Source organism: Desulfosporosinus cupriresistens (genome assembly GCF_001707885.1).
In the GTDB taxonomy this organism is placed as follows: Bacteria; Bacillota; Desulfitobacteriia; order Desulfitobacteriales; family Desulfitobacteriaceae; genus Desulfosporosinus.
In genome coordinates, this window is sequence record NZ_MASS01000073.1 from 1 (window position 1) to 17,581 (window position 17,581).

The 17,581-nt window shown below is 42.8% G+C and carries 15 protein-coding genes and 3 pseudogenes; 4 read left to right on the plus strand and 14 right to left on the minus strand.

From position 1 onward, the window contains the following. The 5 genes and pseudogenes from DSBG_RS19385 to DSBG_RS19410 form a co-directional block, all read right to left on the minus strand. A partial coding sequence (locus DSBG_RS19385) for an ASKHA domain-containing protein (RefSeq protein ID WP_068966341.1) occupies positions 1 to 1,898 on the minus strand: 1,898 nt, incomplete at its 3' end. A 191-nt stretch (positions 1,899 to 2,089) separates the two neighbouring features. Next, positions 2,090 to 3,478 (minus strand): annotated as a pseudogene (locus DSBG_RS23845) (monomethylamine:corrinoid methyltransferase). Between the two features lies 1 nt (position 3,479). After that, a complete protein-coding gene (locus DSBG_RS19400) occupies positions 3,480 to 4,142 on the minus strand; it encodes a corrinoid protein (RefSeq protein WP_068966346.1) in 663 nt (220 codons plus the stop codon). Positions 4,143 to 4,153: 11 nt separating this feature from the next. Beyond that, positions 4,154 to 5,167 (minus strand): uroporphyrinogen decarboxylase family protein, encoded by a 1,014-nt coding sequence (locus DSBG_RS19405; RefSeq protein ID WP_176716328.1) that lies wholly within the window; start codon positions 5,165 to 5,167, stop codon positions 4,154 to 4,156. 106 nt (positions 5,168 to 5,273) lie between these two features. Then, entirely contained in the window at positions 5,274 to 6,611 is a 1,338-nt protein-coding gene (locus tag DSBG_RS19410; RefSeq protein WP_068966348.1) for an ammonium transporter, read from the minus strand. An 800-nt stretch (positions 6,612 to 7,411) separates the two neighbouring features. On the opposite strand from DSBG_RS19410, the gene DSBG_RS19415 reads away from it, so the two are divergent. Then, positions 7,412 to 7,963, plus strand: coding sequence for an Lrp/AsnC family transcriptional regulator (locus tag DSBG_RS19415; RefSeq protein ID WP_083236986.1), 552 nt, complete (start codon positions 7,412 to 7,414; stop codon positions 7,961 to 7,963). 291 nt (positions 7,964 to 8,254) lie between these two features. On the opposite strand, the gene DSBG_RS19420 is transcribed toward DSBG_RS19415, so the two are convergent. From DSBG_RS19420 to DSBG_RS24135, 7 genes are all read right to left on the minus strand, one after another. Continuing rightward, entirely contained in the window at positions 8,255 to 8,506 is a 252-nt protein-coding gene (locus DSBG_RS19420) for an adenylate cyclase (RefSeq protein ID WP_068966350.1), read from the minus strand. Between the two features lie 210 nt (positions 8,507 to 8,716). Next, positions 8,717 to 9,841: an aldo/keto reductase gene (locus DSBG_RS19425; protein ID WP_068966352.1), complete on the minus strand. Its 1,125-nt coding sequence runs from the start codon at positions 9,839 to 9,841 to the stop codon at positions 8,717 to 8,719. A gap of 209 nt (positions 9,842 to 10,050) precedes the next feature. Beyond that, entirely contained in the window at positions 10,051 to 10,593 is a 543-nt protein-coding gene (locus DSBG_RS19430; RefSeq protein WP_242877767.1) for a DUF2798 domain-containing protein, read from the minus strand. 431 nt (positions 10,594 to 11,024) lie between these two features. Further along, a complete protein-coding gene (gene lon, locus DSBG_RS19435) occupies positions 11,025 to 13,391 on the minus strand; it encodes an endopeptidase La (RefSeq protein WP_083236987.1) in 2,367 nt (788 codons plus the stop codon). Between the two features lie 129 nt (positions 13,392 to 13,520). Next, a complete protein-coding gene (locus DSBG_RS19440) occupies positions 13,521 to 14,090 on the minus strand; it encodes a TetR/AcrR family transcriptional regulator (RefSeq protein ID WP_068966356.1) in 570 nt (189 codons plus the stop codon). Beyond that, the gene (locus DSBG_RS23295; RefSeq protein WP_176716329.1) at positions 14,074 to 14,310 is read right to left on the minus strand and encodes a hypothetical protein; all 237 of its coding nucleotides are present in this window, start codon (positions 14,308 to 14,310) and stop codon (positions 14,074 to 14,076) included. Before DSBG_RS23295 ends, DSBG_RS19440 begins: the two co-directional genes overlap by 17 nt. Positions 14,311 to 14,408: 98 nt before the next feature. Beyond that, positions 14,409 to 14,534 (minus strand): hypothetical protein, encoded by a 126-nt coding sequence (locus DSBG_RS24135; RefSeq protein WP_282433474.1) that lies wholly within the window; start codon positions 14,532 to 14,534, stop codon positions 14,409 to 14,411. 410 nt (positions 14,535 to 14,944) lie between these two features. On the opposite strand from DSBG_RS24135, the gene DSBG_RS24140 reads away from it, so the two are divergent. The 3 genes from DSBG_RS24140 (at position 14,945) to DSBG_RS19460 (ending at position 16,775) form a co-directional block, all read left to right on the plus strand. Further along, positions 14,945 to 15,349 carry a Uma2 family endonuclease gene (locus tag DSBG_RS24140; protein ID WP_282434238.1) on the plus strand — a complete coding sequence of 135 codons (405 nt, stop codon included), beginning with the start codon at positions 14,945 to 14,947 and terminating at the stop codon, positions 15,347 to 15,349. 801 nt (positions 15,350 to 16,150) lie between these two features. After that, the gene (locus tag DSBG_RS19455; protein ID WP_242877769.1) at positions 16,151 to 16,564 is read left to right on the plus strand and encodes a hypothetical protein; all 414 of its coding nucleotides are present in this window, start codon (positions 16,151 to 16,153) and stop codon (positions 16,562 to 16,564) included. Continuing rightward, entirely contained in the window at positions 16,557 to 16,775 is a 219-nt protein-coding gene (locus tag DSBG_RS19460; RefSeq protein WP_068966359.1) for a hypothetical protein, read from the plus strand. Before DSBG_RS19455 ends, DSBG_RS19460 begins: the two co-directional genes overlap by 8 nt. Positions 16,776 to 16,865: 90 nt before the next feature. Here DSBG_RS19460 and DSBG_RS23850 read toward each other — a convergent pair. Together DSBG_RS23850 and DSBG_RS19465 are read right to left on the minus strand one after the other, a co-directional pair. Beyond that, positions 16,866 to 17,039: pseudogene (locus tag DSBG_RS23850) on the minus strand (MATE family efflux transporter); the annotation flags it as partial. Positions 17,040 to 17,211: 172 nt separating this feature from the next. Next, positions 17,212 to 17,581: pseudogene (locus DSBG_RS19465) on the minus strand (DUF4367 domain-containing protein); the annotation flags it as partial.

Genomic DNA, 17,581 nt, shown 5'->3' on the forward strand with positions numbered 1-17,581 from the left:
GGGCGATCATGCTTTATATGAGGGAAGGGATCTTTGGCATGGGGGAAGTCCAATGCCTCAAAAAAATGTTTCTGAAAATCTTCTTCCGCCGCTGTCTCGACAAACTGGATAGAAGCGGCAATCTCCCTGGCCGCCGCCCGCTTGCCGAGGTCCAGCAAAGCCAGTTTCGCACCTTCCCCTGCCGCATTGCCCACAGCTGTGACATTTTCCAGAGCACAGTCAGGAAACATCCCGATGACCAGCGCACTTTCCTTATTGATATAGCTGCCAAAGGCTCCGGCCAAAACAACTCTGTCAATTTTAGCCACACCTCTTTTTTGCATAAGAATTTTTGCTCCGGCATATAAGGCCGCTTTAGCTAATTGCACCGCCCGTATGTCCTTTTGAGTTATGGTTACATCCTGGCCGATTGCTGTCTCCGCAGACCAGGCCAGGACATACTCCATCTTTCCGTCGGCACCCCGGCGAATTCTGGGAGAATTAAGCTCTTTGTTAAACCTTCCGTCAGAGTGAATAATCCCTGCTTTAAACAACTCGGCAGCGGCATCAATAATACCGGAACCACAAATACCCTTGACCAGTGCCTGGGGCTGGGCACCCAGGCAGTCTGCCCCACCAATGACCTGACAGGCCGGTTCATAGGTATACCGGTTAATCTTGACCCTTTCAATTGCCCCGGGAGCTGCCCGCATGCCGTATTTTATCTGGGCTCCTTCCAAAGCGGGGCCGGTTGCACATGAAGTTGACATCATCCCCTCAGCGTTGCCCAAGTCAATTTCACCATTCGTTCCAATATCGATCACCAGCATCATGCTGTTCTGCTTGTAGGGTTCTTCCGCAATCAGCACAGAGACATTGTCGGCACCGACAAAGCCGGCTTCCACAGGTAAACAGTGGACATTGCCGCTCCTGGCAATTTTGATGCCCAAATCCCGTGCTTTAATATTCAGCGGGCTTCTTATAGCGGAGGCAAAGGGAACACGCCCCATGTATTGCGGGTCTATATTCAACGTGATATGATGCATGGCTGTATTAAAAACCAGGACCATCTCATAAATAGTTTCATAATTAAGGCCGGCAGCTTGCGTCATCCTGGCCACCAGGGTGTTAAGATCATTGATTATCAGGTTATGCAGATAAGCCAGACCATCCTCGTTCATCATGCAATAAGAAATACGGGAGATAACATCATCCCCAAAGCGCACCTGGGAATTCAGCAGCGAGTCCCGCTGGACAACATTGCCCGTGGCCAGGTCACAAAGATAAGCTGCTATGGTGGTTGTGCCAATGTCCACCGCCATACCATAACTAGTCTCCACCCGTCCCGGTTCAACCGCTACAATCTCTTTGTCCTGCCAGAGGGTTGCTGTAACCCGCCAGCCGCTTTGCCGCAAACTATCGGGCAGGGTTAATATTACACTGTAATCAATTTGCAGGTCTTTAAGTTGACTGAACCTGCCTGTTAAAGCGTCGGTAAGGCGCCTAAAATCGTCTCTGGAATCCTCCAGGCTGGGCTTCTCCATTTCTATGTAATATTTTCTTAGGGCCGGATTTAAGTTAAAATCCCTCTCCTGGGCCGTTTCAAGAATAACTTGTTTACCCCCGCTGCTTTGCTCCGGCACGAAGGCCATGACATCCCCCTGAATTTTGGCGCAACAGGCTAACCTAATATTATCAGCCTGCTCCTCCGCTGTGAGCAGAGCCTTTTCTTGCTCAGTCAAGGATGAAAGGTTAAAGCCGCCTGCTTCAATTTTCACTTTACACTTGCCGCATTTACCGGCACCACCACAGGGTGATTCAATATCAACGCCTAATTCCCGGGAAACCTGAAGGAGAGTTTTATCTTTTGTAGCCATCCCCCGTCGGCCCGATGGCTGAAAAATAACTTTATATGGCATTTCCACCACCCCATTAGGCAAAATCCGTCTTGACCACACCGTATTTATAAATTTGGCGAAGAGTCCGGGAGTTACACCCGGCTACATGGGTTTAGAGTCCATGCGCTCCTTCCGAGCCACTCTCCCTATAAATTTTGGACCGGTAAGGGAATTTCGAGTAACCAAACCCGAAACTCCATTACCCCAGCTAACTACTTAGTCCAATAATCAAGACCTAAACCGGTTAAAATCTTCACAGCCTCATCATAGACATCCAGATATTCCTGAGTGGGTACTAAACTCAGCACATCGTAACATTCTTCAAAAGGTTTGCCCTTAGGTGCGGTTTTGTAATCTTTTTCATAGATCGAGACCAGTTTGTCCAAGATCTCGTTAACCTTGGTTGTCTCCATACCGGCCACAGCTCGCGCTGCTTCCGCCATCATCCTGGCTTCCAGGCCGGTGGTAAAGTTGGTGGCCACTCCTTTAGCCGCCGCTACACCTGACAGTATTTCCCGGCCGCTGGCCGTATCGGTAATAGCCTGCGCTGCCGTCTCCAACAAACACATCACAGTACATGGCCCGGCCAGGGTGTAGTATTGATTGCCCAGCATTAAATTAGTGTTAGCTTCTATAGCCATAGCGCAGTGTCCAGCTACCGCCAGAGTCTCTCTGGCCGTAGTTATTCCCCAGCGCACATGGACGGGACCATCCAAATGCCAGGTTGCCTGCGTCATGACGAAGGCATTGATCGTGGTTGCTACGTCAACAATGGTTGTTTCCTCCAAACCACCTGCATAGCCGCCATAGATAGGCATCTGCTCACACATGATAATATCTCCAGCCAGTACATAATGAGCGGTGAAAACCAATGCACCTACATCAATCTTCAGTTCATTTAACTGGGATACCTCATGGCTGTCAGACTGCCTCATCCCGCCGGGAAAATCTGCTGCGATTACTCCGGCAGGTGAAAGAGATGTTTCATTCCCCTATAATCCCATCCCGGGACGGCCGGCCCTGCTTTGGGCAGCCCGCACCATGATGGCTTCGGATTTAACTGCCGCAATCTCCCAGGGACTGTTCGGCACAGGATCGTGGCCCTTGATTGTTTGCAGCACGCCATCAACAATAGTGTCGACCAGCGGTTCCTGAGCATAAGACTGGTGGATAGGCAGGAAGAGTTCTTCCGTACACGGCGCACCCGTCGGCCCCCCCTGGATGATCGGCGGACGGGAGTCGGTATAGCTGCGGCAGCTCAAATTGACCGCATCCTTGCCTTCGCCATAGATGACGCTTGTTGGCGCAGCCGCTATGGAAGCCAGTACCTCTTCTTCGCTATACTTAATGACCCGTTTTGTATCAATACAGTAGATCCCACATTCCACTAACATCTCCAAACCGGCTTTAAAGAAATTGTTAATCTGTTCTTTGTCCGTGGGTATGATTTGTTTTTTGTCCATCTTAAGGCCATATTTTTTCTTTAATTCAGCCGCTTTCTGAGGTATTACTTTGTAGTCCCAGTCCTTTTCCTCCATTTTCGGACCGCTTTTAGCTCGATCATAGATATCAAATACCGTAAGGGATTTGGCCAGAGTCATTTTACCCCCTCCTTATTTCTGCCATTAAGGCTTTTGCTTGCTCAACAGCTCCGGATGCAGTTTCCGAGTAGGCATCTGCCCCAATTTTAGCTATCCATTCGGGAGATACCGGGGCTCCCCCGAACATGCATTTAAACTGGTCACGAATACCTTCTTCTTTCAACACTGAAATGATATCCCGCTGGGAAGGCATAGTGGTTGTCATGAGAGCTGATCCGGCAATAATATCCACTTTAAATTCTTTGCCCTTTTGAACTACTTCTTCCACTGGTACATCCCTGCCCAGGTCAAATACTTCAAAACCGGCTGCCGACAACATTGTTTTGACAATATTTTTGCCAATATCATGGATATCCCCCTGAACCGTATGAATAAGTATTTTTCCCTGGGAAGCCTTGCTTTTTTCTTCATCGGACATGTTGGCAAAAAGTATGCCCATCGCTGTTTCAAAAGCTTCGGCAGCAATTAAAAGCTGCGGAACAAACATCTCTCCTTCGTCAAAAAGATCACCAATAATTTTCATACCCTGAGACAATCCTTCGTTAACAGCAACCATCGGTTCCATGCCCGCTGCCACCGCTTCCCTGGCCGCTTCTGCAGCCAGGTCAGTGTCTGTTTCGGCAATTGATTTTTTAAGTTTTGCTAAAATCTCATCCTGACTCACCTTCTTACCTCCTACTTTTTGTTATTAAACTCCTCCAGGGCCTCAAAATAACTTTGCAAATTGGCAATGGGTATTTCCGGCGGAAGGTCACAGCCTGAAGATAAGACAAAATGCCTGTAGGGTTTCATTTCTACCAATAAGTCCTTTGTCGCCCTCTTAATTACTTCAGCAGTTCCTTCTTTCAACACTCTGGCCGGATCTATATTGCCAAATACCAAGTAATTTTCAGGAATTTGAGGAATAATATCAGTCATCTTGACCGCATTGCCGAAATGATAGCCTTTAGCGCCTGTACTAACCATTGAATTTACTAATTTTTTGACGCTCCCGCAATTATGAAGAACAACAAAGAATTCTTCATCTTGCACGGCTTCGACAATCTGTTTTACATACTTGGACGAAAATTCATCACATTGATTAGGTGCCAATAAACCTGCTGTGGGTTCAGCAATCAAAACGCCGTTTGCTCCTGCTTCCTTAAAAGCTTGAGCATAAGCTTGGCCATACTCAGTACATTTTTCCAATAAAATATGCACCGTTTGCTTGTCTCTAATTGAAGCTTTTAAAGTTCGTTCCAGTCCCATTAAGACTGCCGCTAAAGAAAACGGACCAAGCATTCCCCCGAAGGTTGGACGGTCTGTAATGCTCTGGGCTGCCAATTCAGCAGCTTTCACAAATACCGGGCCACGTCCCGCTTGCAGGGAAGGTACCTGCAAACTTTCCGCCATTGCCCTGTCAAACACAATTTCGTCACTAATATGAGGAGCTTCCGTATCTAAAAAGCTAACCGTACACCCAAAGGTTTCCGCCTCAGAGGTTAAGTCCATACCTGTCATAGCACCAATCATTTTGGGAAACTTGGCTATAACGGCCTTCATATTGGCAAAATGAGCTTGGGCATCGTTAACTACTTCAATAACTCCCTTATCAATCAATGGGAGACAAGGGAAGAATAGAATGGGAAGATTTTTCACCTCATCATCCTCAATAATATCTCTGGCCCATTTGTCCATATTTATTTTCATAATCATTTCCCCCCTTTTTCAACGTATATTTTATGCCGGCTCCCCTTTAGGGCATCAGGGGTATTGGCCGGGACATAACAATTTTCAGAAAGACCCTTAACTGTTTCTAAACCATAGAGGACCCGGATACAAAGTCGGTATAGGCGTCCTCCCCATGCTGAGTCAAATCCAAGCCGATTTCCTGCTCATCGTCACTGGCACGCAGCTGGGTGAATAAGCTGATTACTTTTAAGATAACGTAAGTTCCTACAATGGCTACGGCATAACTTGCCACGATAGCTATTATCTGAGAGGTCATCTGCCCCGGATTCCCGAAGAAGAGACCGTCGCTGCCCGCCTGGTTTACTGCTTTGCTGGCAAATAAGCCAGTAGCCAGGGCACCCCAAGTGCCGCCAACACCATGCACACCAAAAGCGTCAAAGGAATCATCATAACCTAACTTGGCCTTCATGATGCTTACCGAAATGAAGCATATCACCCCACCCATCAAGCCGATGATAATGGATGACATTGCTGACACGAAGCCACAGGCGGGGGTAATGGCCACCAAACCTGCCAGCGCACCGCTAACCGCACCCAGTAAGGTGGGTTTACCATGCCGAATCCATTCAAAAATTATCCAGGATACCATTGCCGCTGCAGACCCCAGCTGAGTGTTGACAAAAACAAGCGTTGTCAAGCTGCCGGCTGTCAGAGAACTGCCGGCATTAAAGCCAAACCAGCCAAACCACAGCAGTCCTGCTCCAATAACTGTCATAGGCAGGTTGTGCGGAATCATCGTTTCTGTGCCATAGCCTTTGCGCTTACCGATAACCAGCGAGGCAACCAGGGCAGACACACCGGAAATGATATGCACAACCGTGCCACCGGCAAAGTCGAGAGCACCAAGGTTGCGAATCCAACCTCCCACACCCCATACCCAGTGAGCAACAGGGTCATAGATAAATGTGGCCCAGGCAACTAATAAGATTAGATAGGCAGGAAACCTCATCCGCTCAGCAACCGATCCGGATATAATCGCCGGTGTGATGATGGCAAAAACCATCTGGAAGACCATGAACGCCTGGTGTGGTATGGTTGCAGAATAATCCGGATTGGGCTCCAGTCCTACTCCATGCAGCCCCAGCCAACTAAGATTACCGATAAAGTGGCCTACATCCGGACCGAAGGACAGACTGTAGCCGTATAATGCCCATTGAATGCTGATGACACCCAGAGCGATGAAACTGCACATAATGGTATTCAGAACATTCTTCTTGCGGGCCAGACCACCGTAAAAAAGAGCCAGTCCAGGTGTCATCAGTAAAACCACAGCAGCAGAAATCAGGACAAAAGACGTATCACCTGAATCAATGGCGGGCGCCGCCGCTCCATCTGCCAAGGCTAGGCCCGGTACGGATAGCAAAAAAGTAAGCGCCGTGAAAATAACCGGCAAAATTTTCATTTTTTCTAAACCCCCTATTTTTCTTGACTTGAGAACTATCTAAGAACTATCAATATAAAAACTTCTTTATACACTTCTTCTTTTAAACACTTCTTTGAAAGTTGGCGCCATACTCAAAGAAAAACATTTCCTCGAGGGTTCTCTTTAAAACAGAAAAAGCCCCCTCCACAGGGCATATAAGTCCTGCGACGAGAGCGACACTGCTCAATTCATCACACCGGTGTGATTTTACTTTTTCGAACCTTCTGAAAAGTAATTTCCAAAGGATTAACTTTGTACCTTTATTAGCAATCTCTCAGACAGAAAACTTGTGGCAAGCCACCCTATTCTCTTTACAAATTGAAACCATTACCCTTGCATGTCTTTATAATATCACAAGGTTATTCTTCGGTCAACTGCATTATGTAATTATATTTTTAGTTATACTATATAATCGTTCAGGTATATGTGTTATTGTCTTGCCGAATCGAAAGGTTAAAATGCATTTGCCTGTTATACCATGATTTTTATAGACTTTGTACCATAGATATGATATTGTCCGAGTAAAAGATGGTGCTTTTTGTAGGAACCATAAGGTTTTTTCTTTTTACTCGCTAAGTCCAACCCCGACCTGAACTGTTGGGATTTTTATTCTTTATGTGACAGAATAAACCCGTTTCACAGAGATAATAATGTTCATAGATCATCACATGGTTTATTTTTGGTAAAATGCTTAATCATCCCTTGTGCAGCAAGTAATTAATTGCACACTATCCGAAACCGGCCTGTTCAGCATCAAAATAAAGTAAAGGAGATCTTTCATGCAATCGTTAGATGCCACGGATTTAGCTATAATTAAATATCTCCAAGACAATGCCCGCTCCTCTTATCAGGAAATTGCCACCAGGATCGGTGTTTCACGCGTCACTGTAAATGAAAGGATACGAAAACTTATAGAGAGCGAGGTTATCGAAGGTTTTCATGCACGAATTAATGCCCGTCAGATTGGTTATCCTGTAACTGCCATTGTGGGCTTGGTTACCGTTCAGGGAGACAAGGCATATCGCACGATCGAAGAACTGAAACATATCCCTGAAGTAGAAGAAGCACATGTTGTAACAGGGCAATACGATTATCTGGTTAAAATTCGGGCGCAGGATAATGAGGATCTTCAAAGAATTCTTTTTGCTAAAATTGATCAGATTTATGGTTTTCGCCGGGCTGAGACAATGGTGGTTCTTTCTTCACCGGTTGAAAAGTGTGGAATCGACATTCGCCAGGTAAGTAATTACCTTTGGGAAGACACAAATGAGCTGCAAGAGGAGAAAATTAGTTTGTTGACTCAAAATCCTCAGGATGCAACAGACAGGTAACCCTTGCCTATATTGTGGGACCAGATTTATAATCGTGCTCAAACAAATAAGGGGCTGTGCTAAAACTTGTTACTATATTTTTCATATCCCCACTTTTGCTTCTATATCACAAAACACAAGCGTCCTCACTCCACTTTAATAGTGAAATGAGGACGCTTATTGATTGTTATAACCACTTGAAATTTTGGAAACTTAGTTTTCACATCTCCCCTGTACTAAAGCCTGTAGGTTCATCACATAGCTTTAACAGTATCCTAGCTACGGCAACACTCTGCTGTTCTCTCTCAACTATTATTTTGACAGAATTTCTAAAGCATCATCGAGAGCGAGCAGGTATTGTAATGGCAAGTCATGAACCGTTTCCCGGATTTGTTTAAAGGCCCTTCGATGCGCATCCAAAGCTTGGGTGCTCTGAGGGTAACAGGAGTCCACCAATTTGACCAGAGCATTAGCCTCTTCGGCATGCCCATTCTGGCTGAGATAATCATACAGGGGAAGTGCAAATTTATATACATCACCAGGAGTTCTAACTGTAAAAGACATTCCACCGACCTCCACTTCAAGATCAAATTTAAAACTATTATAACATTATCTCGCTCTAGTTTGCTGTTTCTATCCTTCGATGTTCAGAATGGAGTTTAGACACCTGTCAAATTTCTGTTACCTTCATTTCCACACTTTACCATCTTGCTGACCACTCAGTAATCGTGGTTCGTGGCGTTAGCATTTTTTTAATATCGACTGCAACGGGAATTAATGCGAGTGAGTAGTGTTCATTAATTCAGTATGAACCGTTTTCAATAATTCTGGAATTTCTAAAGTCTGTGGGCAGTTTTCTGTGCAAATTCCACAAGACACACATTGATCCGCGCCAGTACCAGCAGGTACCAAATTACTTTGATATACAACTGCGTCTATTACATGCGATTTCATAAGCTGTTGGCTGTTATATAGCTTAAATATTTCAGGAATTGCAACACCTTGTGGGCAGGGCATACAGTATCTACAGCCAGTACAGCCAATGCTCTTTTTGGCTTCATAAGCCTCACGAATCATTTCAATCAAATTCAAATCTTCTTCTGACATAACATTTGGAACTGCATGTTCAAAAATTTTCAGATTATCCTTTAATTGTTGCAAAGTGCTTGTACCGCTCAAAATTACGGATACCTCTGGCATGTTGTAAAGCCATCTAAAACACCATTCTACCAAAGAACGCTTTTCCGGATATTGATTAATTAAATCCTGCGCTTCCTGTGGAACAGTATTGAGGATATAACCCCCTCTAAGCGGTTCCATTATAACTGTAGCTAAGCCTTTATTGGCAGCATATATTAAACCTTCGAGACCCACTTGTTGTTTTACATCCAGTATATTAAGCTGAATTTGAGCCATCTCCCAATCATAGCTGTCTACAATTTCTTTAAATGCCTCTAAGGTATTGTGAATAGAAAAAGCTTTATGAGCTATTTTACCCTTTTCAACCATTTTATCTAAGAAAGTCAGACCATCAAATTTCTTAACCTTCTCCCAATGACCATGATTCATGTTATGCAAAAGATACACATCGATATGATCTGTTCCAAGTCGTATTAACTCTTCATCTAGATACTTTTCGAAATCTTGATATTTCTCGATATTCCAAATAGGGCTTTTAGTCGCTAAATAAATTTTGTTTCTATAGCCATCTTTTAAAGCTTTTCCGGTTATAATCTCGCTATCTTTGTAAATAAATGCGGTATCAAGGTAATTTACTCCCTTATCGATAGCGTAACGTACCATTTCAATAGCTTCTTTTTCATCAGAAGGAAACCGCATGCAACCAAGTCCAAATCTAGATACTTTCATCCCTGTTTTCCCATATTGTACGTATTCCATCTTTTCAACTTCTTTCCATTTTATTCTATTTATTGTTTTGAAAATTTATCTCCCGTCATATCCTGACCAAGTATGCAAGACATGCTTTGCAAATCATGGCATTTTTCCTTTTAGTATATCTCCACTTTCCCAGAATTTTAAAGACTCCTAATCAGATATTTTGATTGTACATCTTAGAGTTAACTCGAAGTCAACAATTTATTTGTTTCCTAAATAACATACAAAAAGCCACCTGCGATTAATTCAAGTGGCCTAAGACAACCTAGAGCGTGTAGTATCTCTATATGAATAATACCCTCCTTGCGCGGTGGAACGCTTGCTTGCTTAGCAATATATCCTACTGCAGCCGAAGAGCAGATGGTATGTTCTCTTGGAATTCCCAACATCTTCTGCATCCACTGTGCAAGGAACTCTATGGTGATACCGTTGTACAGAATCGTTGCCACAAAGGACATCATTGGACACATTAAGCCGACTGTTGCACATATAATTGCTGTTGTGACTACATATGGCTTGTCCTCTCTCGGATTTACAAAATTGAAAGCCAATTTTAACGAAAGTGGACCTGCAATAATTATTTGAAGTAAAAATGCAAATACAAACTCAATTGCAATTACTTTGCGAGATGCTATAAATACCTGATTTGACATACCTCCCATCTCAATGGCAAGATTATAAAACACGAATAAATGTACCGTAATTATTACGGACAGAAAAGCAAAAACCACTTTCTGAAATTTTGTTGTTGGCATAACAATACCTTCCTTTCTTTTGTTTAATAACTGTTGCCGTTTTTTGACAACAAAAAAAGACACAGGTTGATCTTTGTACCGTAATCAGATTTACGTGCAAAGCACCACATGTGTCGTTTCTTTGAGTTTATTATTTAATTATTTATAAGCTACTATATTTTTTATAAAAAGTCAATTTGTTTATATAGAAGATTGCTTCGCATTTTATTAATATCCCGCTGCTCCGAGTCTTGTTGCGTGTATTATAACACAGGCCCGACGTTATTTCGGATTTTCCTTCTTTTCAACAGAAAAAAGACCTTGCAGAGTACTTGTTATCTCGGCAAGGTCCCTGATCAACTTTTCACGATACTTTCCATTTCACTGCGAAAGAAACAAAGGGGAACCGTGAGCCGCTTAGACAGCAGGTTCAGTAGAGTGTCCACATCGGTTCATTGACAATCCCCTGGAATGGCATGAACTTTCAGCCTTGTAAAAACTCCGGGTTCTGTCAGGACTTGTTCAAGCTTAGGCAAAGCGATTCCCAGCGTCTCTTTCAAGACATCTTCGATGGTTTCCACCGCTACAATTTGAATCTTATTTTTAACTTCTTCCGGGATATCCTTGAGATCAATAACATTATCTTTGGGAATCAAGACCTTTGTGATACCGGCACGATCTGCCGCTAACAATTTTTCTTTTAATCCGCCAATCGGAAGAACAACACCTCTCAGTGTAATTTCTCCTGTCATGGCAAGTTTCGCATCCACCGCAATACCTGTAATCAACGATGCAAATGCAGTAAAGAGCGCGATTCCTGCTGACGGTCCATCTTTAGGGACAGCTCCGGACGGTACATGAACATGTAAGTCCTTATCTTTAAAGTGCATGGCATTTACGGGCAACCGGGATTTCAAAAGACTTAGCGAAATCCTGGCCGATTCCTTCATAACATCGCCTAACTGACCGGTTAAGATAACTTGATCTTTTCCGGGCATTTCCGTAGCTTCGATAAACAGAATTTCACCACCGACCGGCGTCCAAGCTAATCCGGTGACAACGCCCGGCGGATTAATTTCCTGAGCCATGTCATGCCTTGACGAATGTCTGCCCAGAATCTCATCCAAAGCATCCTCTTCAACTAGGTATGGCCTTTCAACTGTTCCGAGAACAATCTTTTCCACCACACTTCTGGCAATGGCGGCCAATTGCTTTTTCAATCCCCGGACACCGGCCTCCATAGTGTAGTCTGAAATGATTTTCTGTAAAGCTTCATCCCTGATCTGAACATCAGCTTCCGTTAAACCATGTTCTTCAAGTGCTTCGGCAATTAAATAATTTTTACCGATGTGAAACTTTTCATTTGTTGTATAACTTGAAAGCTGGATGACTTCCATGCGATCCAACAAGGGGCCGGGAATGTTTTCAAGCGAATTTGCAGTTGCAATAAAAAACACGTTCGACAAATCGTATGGCAAATCCAGATAATGATCTGTAAAGGTACTATTTTGTTCAGGATCCAACACCTCTAACAACGCACTTGCCGGATCCCCGTTATAACCTGTCATCAATTTATCCACTTCGTCTAAAACCATAACAGGATTCATGACACCGGCTTTTTTGATGCTTTGAAGGATGCGCCCCGACATTGCACCGACATAAGTTCTGCGGTGCCCACGGATTTCAGCCTCGTCGCGGATACCTCCCAAACTGAGTCTGGTATATTTTCGGCCCGATGCTTCCGCGATGCTCCTACCCAAGCTTGTTTTTCCTGTTCCGGGAGGACCCACAAGTAATAGAATTGAACCCTGTTTATCTTTTTTCAGCTGCATGACCGCAAGATGCTGGATGATGCGGTCTTTTACTTTTTTCAGGCCATAATGCTGCTCATCCAAGATACGTCGAGCTGCTCCAATATCGACGAGTTTTTCTTTCTTCAATTCCCACGGTAATGCCACAAGAAGATCTAAATAGTTTTGGATCACACTATAGTCGGCACTCTGAGAATTCTGTCTTTCCAGTTTGCTTAACTCATCCAGCGCAGCCGTTTTAATCTCTTCCGGCATGTGCGCCTGTTCAATGCGTGTTCTATAATCTTTATCCTTTTTACCGGAGGCTGGTTCGTCTTCGTTCAGTTCTTTCTGAATCGCTTTGAGCTGCTCCCTCAAGACTGCTTCACGATAATTTTTATTTGCTCTTTCAGAAAAGCGTTCCGTCATTTCGATTTGAAGCTGAATCGCTTCTTTGTAATGCAAAAAATAATCAATAAATTTCAAACTGCGGTCCTTTAAGGACGCTGTTTCCATCAAGGTATATTTTTCTTCCTTTGAGAAAGCGATAAACTGGGAGATGTATCCGATCAGAACATTGAGATCTTGTATCTCATCAATTGCTTTTACAATGCCATCGGCCTCTCTAAATTTAGCTCCAATTTGATGAGCTGTAGTTTTAATGTATCCCATCATTTCCTTTTGACTAATTTCATTGAGGTCGATTACTTCTGGCGCCGGAACTGTTTTTCCAGTGATCATCTTTTCCCCAATGTTGATATCCATTACGGTCACTCGATTTAAGACCTTCACTTGAACACGATATCCTTTTTCGCTGGGATTCACCTTTAGGATTTCAAGAGCAACGCCTGTTGTGTAGAAATCCTCCACTTTGGTCTCATGACGGTCCCGATGCCGCTTTACTGGCAATGCCACTATCTCTTGATTTTTATCACGAAAGCAAGTCAACTCATCCTCGCTGAGACGATCTATCTTTAAGGGATAGGTCATGCCTGGTAATAATACCAGATCTTCTATTGATAATATCATATACATTATCCTCTCTTTATTAAATGAATGATCATTTAATTATTGTGGAAAATTGAAGCGAGCTATTACCCTCGCTTATGAACTAATCGACTTTTTTTGGAAGTGAATGGTTCTTGATTCGACTGGATTTCAATAATCTTTAATTAGTGCTTTCTGAATGATATAAATCAACTCATTCAAGCGTTTCATGGCAATGTTTTCAGGCTCGCAGGTTATTACGGCAATCATTTTTACCGGGGAAAACAGAATGGCATACAAATTATCATTATTAAAATTATTTAAAATCTGCCGTTGCTTTAAATCCGTCAACAACTGATTTAAAGCCGCTGGTCCCTTCATCAAACCACAACTGTTCTGAAGAACAGGGCAAGCACTAAATTGTTCAATAAAATGAAAAACCTCTTTGTGTTCACGAATAAAGTGATAATATCGTCGAATCAATTGGGCAATGATTTCTTCCCCCGCCATATTGGGGCTAATATATTGAAGCAAATACTGAATCCTAACTTCAGTATATTCCAGATAAATTTCTCGAAGCATGGCCTCCTTATTTTCATAATAGATATATACTGTTGCCGGAGATACGCCAGCGGTCCTTGCAATTTTGGAAATCGATGCACCCTGGAACCCCTCCTCCAGAATCAAGTGGACCACCGCATTCTTGATGCATCTTTGCTTTTCATCATCTCTTTTTCTCATGCGCACCGCCTAAATTTTCGGATAAGATTAATGATAATTCTATGATAAATGATCGTTCACTTATTGTCAACTCTTCTAAATAAACACTGGTCAATCTGCTTGCCGTCTGTGCGAACAATCTGACCATATCCATACACTTCTCTTTCATATTGTCTGGATTAATCAGCTCCCAGTCTGATATTTCTGAGCCATTGGGTAGAAATGCTCTACTTGGTTCCAAGAGATGCCATTACGAAGCAAACCCTACCGGCCCAAAATTGAGAGTTAATCCCAGTCTGGTTGGCCGGTTACTTCGCGAAGCGTACTATTGCAGGACGGTTAGATTGCTTTTCCTGCTTCATAAGCTTTTAATAAAAGTTCTTTATTATTAGCCGCGGTGTTGGGGTCTCTGCCGCCTGTTAGTAAAATGGTATTAACTACATTTAAGCCAAACATCTTAAGCATAGCTTCATTGGTTTGAAAGGATGTCTGAAAAGCCTGTGCGTTTGGATTTCATAAATACAATATCTCCATTCTTTAATAGTGTTATATTTATACTACCACATAGTTTATCATGGTAATAGATATGTATTTAAGCACTATTACTGCTAAGATAAAGGAATTGTAAAATATAACAAGCGAAATGTTCCCTCGGACGCACCTAAAAAACATTGCGCCTGTTTTTTGATTCAATTCTGGAAATTCCCCTATAAATAAAAACACGTTACTGATACACAGTTCAAATAACAGTCTTATAGAGTATCTTTTCTTGCCCCTTGGTCACCCCTGTGTTATGATTATTTAAGGTAAAATGTGGAATTTGAAAGTTACTACGCTGAATACCTTGAATCAACTTCGTTAGGAGATGATGCTTGATGAGCCACCCAGAAAAGAAACTTGACCGCAAATTCACTTACATTGACTATCTTACTTGGCCAGAAGACGAACACTGGGAGCTCATTAATGGAATTCCTTATAATATGACTCCTGCCCCATCTACACTACACCAGAAAATTGTCACTACGCTTATTGCTCTATTTTATAACGCCCTCAAAGATAGTCCATGCCAAGTTTTTGGTGCCCCTTTTGATGTAAGATTGCCAGAGAAAGAAAAAAACAGTAATGAAGATATCTTCTCTGTCGTACAACCGGACCTAGCTATCATCTGCGATCGAAATAAGCTGGACAGTCGCGGATGTCTTGGTGGACCTGATCTTATTGTCGAGATAACATCCCCATCAACTCTACGTAAAGACATTAAGGAGAAATTTCATCTTTAAAGCGGGGGTTAATCAATATTGGATGATCTACCCAGAACAAAAAACTGTCGTAGCTTTTAGTTTAGGCAAGGAAGGGACGTATGGCCGACCCGACATCTATTGCGAAACTGATAGTATACAGGTTGAGCTATTTAATTCATTTGGTATTGATTTATCTGAAATATTCCAGGATTATTGATACATTTGTCTGTTTCTACTGCATCAACCAGAATTTTTCTACAATGGTCAAAATTAATCATATGCTTGGCAGAGGTTAGGTTAAGATCGACGTCGTTATTTTACCTTAAAAAACCCCTAGGCACGATTTTGATATACAAATCGTGAACTAGGGGTTTTTTAATTCTAATGCCTATAGTTTTTTCGTCCTTGTAAAAAATGTCAACGTAGGATCCCAGACCAGGGCAATAATTTTGATGCAAACAGAAGAGCCATTCCGGAAAAGGAATCCAAATTTCGTAGCGATTACCACCTGGGTCACGCTTGTCCTTAAATGCACGTCCAAGCAGTTCCTCATTGGTAAGATGGACCGTATCCTTGTGCCGTATCAAAGAAATCACATTCTAGCTCGATGGCACGGTGCAGTGTGGCAATCGATTCCTTTTCATCCGCTGGACTATTTTTGGTGCCTGGGCTTTACCTCTCCCTAAATAGGAAAGGACTTCTCGCAAGTCATGTTACAATAGTTGTTTTGCAAACAGTAAAAGCTGATTTCCTTTTTCTCCAAACGCATATTGTGTACGCTATGTACATATTATACAATAAGAGGTGATAAACATGTTTCCGAAGAAGGAGTGTGTAATTATGCAAGAAGTTATTAATGCCACAGATGTCAGGAGAGATTGGGGAAGTTTTATTGATAATGTTGTGCGTTTTAAGCCCTCTTTGGTAAAACGGAATAGAGACTATCTTGCAGCTATATCTCTGGAGCATTTGGAAGTTGTTTTAACACCGTATAGGTTCACTCTTGAACATGAAAAAGAGGCCGACGGCAGCTTAAGTGGTTCTCTGAAAGAGCTGGATATCATGACTAATGCTGCAAGTTTGGAAGCGTTAAAAACGGAGATTGCCAAAGAACTGATTGAATATGCCCAAGAATATATGGATGAGTTCGCTAAATATTATGGGGCTCCCAACAGAAAGCCTCATTTCCCTTATGTTATGCGGGTGCTGATCCAGAAAGATGAGGATGCAGTAAGAGGTTTGCTTGATGCCTAGCTGGAGAGAATTAAAGCGATTTTGTGAGCGAGATGGCTGGGAGCTGTACAAAGATACAGATCATTATTTTTATCGGAAAATAATGGATGATGGAAGCTTAAAACGCACCAAAATCTCCAAGGGGACAGGTGAAATATCTCCGCGGTTATGGAAGGATATTTTAAAGAAGCAATTGCAGGTGGATGAAGGATACTTTAATAGAATGATCTAGATAGTCCCAGATTGGCCTGGGATTATTTGTTTTACATTGGTAATTATAGCTAGAGTCGTTCGCTTCGTAATCCAATATTTTGGATTAGCAGCCGAAAGAAATTGTATTAGCCCAAATAACGCCATTGACAGCAAATAACGAATTTCCGAAAATCAAAATGGGAATAAATACAATACCCCTTAGCGAGGACATAACAGTGGATTGTACACCTGTGCCAAAGGCTTGAAAGATACCTATAAAAAGTGCAGATAGACCGGCTCCTTTTATTGACGACACGTTTCTTATAAGGTACCTGATGATTGTATTTCACAGGTACCTTAGTTTTTTTAAAAGGTACCTTATAATAAAGAGAAACAAAAAAGGAACACTCCAGGTTACTTGCCCGAAGTGTGCCCCCTCCCCTACATCGCGGCGCGATCTACTGGTGTCACCTTCTTTAAAGTTTTAACTCTGCCTGCGTCAATTTTCCAGGAATTTTGAGCAATTCATCCTTTTCAACCTGCCCGCCGCAGGAATAATAGTAACCATTATCCTGCCAATCGAGCATGTATTTGACACCCGCCAATTCGATCTTGATGAGTCCTCCTGTTGTTTTCTTGCCTTCAAACTCAAGTTCTACGGGTTCCGTGCTTGAATTTGACGGCAGATTGGTATGCGGCACCGGCCCTTGTGTGACAATCAACAACGGGTTTTGCTCACCGAGGACGGAATACATACTGAACAGAGCACCTTTACCTTCTCTTACTTCAATCCATTGGTGTTTGATCTTATAATTCTGACCAGCCAAAATATAGGGCGCTTGACCA

Bases quoted from the DNA above. Each gene is read 5' to 3' on its own strand.
- DSBG_RS19455 (WP_242877769.1), top strand. From the start codon at position 16,151: ATGCAAGAAGTTATTAATGCCACAGATGTCAGGAGAGATTGGGGAAGT.
- DSBG_RS19420 (WP_068966350.1), bottom strand. From the start codon at position 8,506: ATGTCTTTTACAGTTAGAACTCCTGGTGATGTATATAAATTTGCACTT.
- lon (WP_083236987.1), bottom strand. From the start codon at position 13,391: ATGATATTATCAATAGAAGATCTGGTATTATTACCAGGCATGACCTAT.
- DSBG_RS19410 (WP_068966348.1), bottom strand. From the start codon at position 6,611: ATGAAAATTTTGCCGGTTATTTTCACGGCGCTTACTTTTTTGCTATCC.
- DSBG_RS19425 (WP_068966352.1), bottom strand. From the start codon at position 9,841: ATGGAATACGTACAATATGGGAAAACAGGGATGAAAGTATCTAGATTT.
- DSBG_RS19440 (WP_068966356.1), bottom strand. From the start codon at position 14,090: ATGAGAAAAAGAGATGATGAAAAGCAAAGATGCATCAAGAATGCGGTG.
- DSBG_RS19415 (WP_083236986.1), top strand. From the start codon at position 7,412: ATGCAATCGTTAGATGCCACGGATTTAGCTATAATTAAATATCTCCAA.
- DSBG_RS24140 (WP_282434238.1), top strand. From the start codon at position 14,945: ATGAGCCACCCAGAAAAGAAACTTGACCGCAAATTCACTTACATTGAC.
- DSBG_RS24135 (WP_282433474.1), bottom strand. From the start codon at position 14,534: ATGCTTAAGATGTTTGGCTTAAATGTAGTTAATACCATTTTACTAACA.
- DSBG_RS19460 (WP_068966359.1), top strand. From the start codon at position 16,557: ATGCCTAGCTGGAGAGAATTAAAGCGATTTTGTGAGCGAGATGGCTGG.
- DSBG_RS19430 (WP_242877767.1), bottom strand. From the start codon at position 10,593: ATGCCAACAACAAAATTTCAGAAAGTGGTTTTTGCTTTTCTGTCCGTA.
- DSBG_RS19405 (WP_176716328.1), bottom strand. From the start codon at position 5,167: ATGAAAATAAATATGGACAAATGGGCCAGAGATATTATTGAGGATGAT.